At 71.7% G+C, this 2,672-nt stretch carries 3 protein-coding genes; all 3 read left to right on the top strand.

Translation table 11 applies throughout. The features are described 5' to 3' along the window. Nucleotides 1-1,390, top strand: a 1,390-nt coding sequence (locus AOK24_RS33940) for an MFS transporter (protein ID WP_055723849.1), incomplete at its 5' end; no start/stop codon positions are given. A 47-nt stretch (nucleotides 1,391-1,437) separates the two neighbouring features. Next, nucleotides 1,438-1,890, top strand: coding sequence for a GtrA family protein (locus tag AOK24_RS33935; protein ID WP_055723847.1), 453 nt, complete (start codon nucleotides 1,438-1,440; stop codon nucleotides 1,888-1,890). 24 nt (nucleotides 1,891-1,914) lie between these two features. Continuing rightward, a partial coding sequence (locus tag AOK24_RS33930; RefSeq protein ID WP_055723848.1) for a phosphorothioated DNA-binding restriction endonuclease occupies nucleotides 1,915-2,672 on the top strand: 758 nt, incomplete at its 3' end.

Genomic DNA, 2,672 nt, shown 5'->3' with positions numbered 1-2,672 from the left:
CGTCGTCTCGCTGATGCAGACCCTGGTCATCCCGATCGTCCCGGAGCTGCCGAGGCTGCTGGACGCGCCCGCCTCGAACACCGCGTGGGCGGTCACCGCGACGCTGCTGGCCGCCGCCGTGGCGACGCCGGTCGTCGGACGGCTCGGGGACATGTTCGGCAAGCGCCGGATGCTGCTGGTCAGCATCGTCCTGCTGGTCGGCGGCTCGGTGGTGTGCGCGCTCGCCGACTCCCTCGTACCGATGATCGTCGGGCGCGGCCTCCAGGGGCTGTCGGCCGCCGTCGTACCGCTCGGGATCAGCATTCTGCGGGACACCGTTGCGGCCGAGAAGCTCGCCGGGTCGACCGCCGTCATGAGTGCCTCGCTCGGGGTCGGCGGGGCGCTCGGGCTGCCGATCGCCGCGTTCATCGCGGAGAACTGGGACTGGCACATCCTGTTCTGGACGTCGGCCGCGCTGGGTGTCGTCTCGTTCCTGCTGGTCATGGCGGTCGTACCGGAGTCGGGGAACCGCGCCGGGGGCCGGTTCGACCTCGTCGGCTCGCTGGGGCTCTCCGCCGGGCTCGTCTCGCTGCTGCTCGCCGTGTCGAAGGGCGCCGACTGGGGCTGGACCTCGGGTACGACGCTGACGCTGGGCGCCGCCGCCGTCGTCGTCCTGCTGGCCTGGGGCCGGTGGGAGCTGCGGGCGAAGCAGCCGCTCGTCGATCTGCGCACCACCGCGCGGACGCAGGTGCTGTTCACCAACCTCGCCTCGATCGCGCTCGGTTTCTCGATGTTCGCGATGTCCCTGGTGCTGCCGCAGCTGCTCCAGCTGCCCGAGCAGACCGGGTACGGCCTCGGGAAGTCGATGATGACCGTGGGTCTGGTGCTCGCGCCGCAGGGCTTCGTGATGATGGTGATGTCCGCGCTGTCCGCGAAGGTCACGAAGGCCAAGGGGCCGAAGGTCACGCTGATGATCGGCGCGCTGATCGTGTCCGGCGGGTACGCGCTCAACATCGTGCTGATGTCCGAGGTCTGGCACCTGGTCCTGGTCTCGTGCGTCATCGGCGCCGGGGTCGGCTTCACGTACGGGGCGCTGCCCGCGCTGATCATGGGCGCGGTCGACCCGTCCCAGACGGGGGCGGCGAACAGCCTCAACACGCTGATGCGGTCGCTGGGCACGTCGTTCGCCAGCGCCATCGCGGGGGTCGTCCTCGCGCAGATGACCACGGACTTCGGCGGGCACGCGCTGCCGTCCGAGAGCGGGTTCAAGGTGGTCATGGCGATCGGGGCGGGTGCGGCGCTCGTCGCCTTCCTGCTCGCGACGTTCATCCCGAAGGGGCGGACGACGGCCGGTGCGCGGCCCGGCGGTGAGAGCCCGGCGGAGCCGGCTGCCGCGGAAGCCACGGCATAGCGCCCACGCCCGGGATCCCCCTTCATACGAGTCCGAGGAGCGCGGTCATGGCACGCAGCCCAGCCCCCACCACCGGCCCCGTCGCCTCCTTCCTCCGCTTCGTGCTGTGCGGGGGCGGCATCGGGGTGCTGTCCGGCCTGGCCGTGCCGCTGGTCGCGAGGTCGGTGCCGTGGGTGGTCGCCAACGCGGTCGTCACCGCCGTGTCGACGGTCCTGTGCACCGAGCTCCACGCGCGGTTCACCTTCGGTACGGGGCGGGGTGCGGGGCTGCGGCAGCACTGGCGGTCGGCGGGGTCGGCGTCTGCGGCGTACGCCGTGACCAGCGCGGCGGTGCTGGCGCTGCACGCGGTGCGGGCGTCGCCGGGGGTGGTGACGGAGCAGGCCGTGTACCTCGGCGCCTCCGGCCTCGCCGGGATCGGGCGGTTCGTGGTGCTGCGGTGGTTCGTCTTCGCGGGGGACGGGGTACGGCATCCTGGCGGTCTCAACCCCGCCCTGTCATAGCCGTGTTGTCATAGCCTCGCCCTCATGGACTGGCTCGGACGGGTGGCGGATCTTCGGCAGTGGACGCGGCACGGGGTGCGGGCGCCGCACAAACCGCTTCTTCTGCTGTACGCGCTGGGCCGGTTCCAGCGGGACGCCGGGGAGGGGCTCACGTACACGGCGGTGGAAGGTGATTTGAAGGATCTCCTCGCCGAGTACGGGCCCAGCAGGCCGACTTCGCCCTCGTACCCCTTCCACCACCTCACCAGCGACGGCCTGTGGGAGGTCCGCACGGACCTCGGTGACGGCAGTCCCGGCAGTGGGGTACGGCAGTTGAGGGAATCCGGCGCGACCGGCCGGCTGGCCCCCGAACTCCGTTCCGAGCTGCGCCGCCACCCCGAACTCCTCGGGAGACTGGCCCGCTTGATCCTGGAGCAGCACTTCCCGCCCTCCCTGCACGCGGAGTTGTGCGAGGCGGTGGGCCTCGACCTGGACCCCCTGTACGCCCACTCCCTCGCGAAGCGCCAGCAACGGGACCCCCGTATCCGGGAGTTGGTCCTCAGGGCCTACGACCACCAGTGCGCCTTCTGCGGCTACGACGGCCTGCTGGGCTCCCGACCCGTGGGCCTGGAGGCGGCGCACGTCCGGTGGTGGTCGTACGCGGGCCCCGACACGTTGGACAACGCCCTGTGTCTGTGCGCGCTGCACCACAAGCTGTTCGACAAGGGCGTCCTGGGCATCTCCCCCGCCCACCGCATCCTGGTCTCGCCCCTCTACAGCGGCACGACCCCGGCCTCCCGCAC

Origin of the sequence: Streptomyces niveiscabiei, from assembly GCF_001419795.1 — a bacterium.
Lineage (GTDB): Bacteria > Actinomycetota > Actinomycetes > Streptomycetales > Streptomycetaceae > Streptomyces > Streptomyces niveiscabiei.
Note: the sequence above shows the minus strand (reverse complement) of the source record. Positions and strands in the feature narration are given on the sequence as shown.

What these genes read in the sequence shown, in the direction of transcription:
- AOK24_RS33935 (WP_055723847.1), top strand. Translation starts at nt 1,438, where the DNA reads ATGGCACGCAGCCCAGCCCCCACCACCGGCCCCGTCGCCTCCTTCCTC.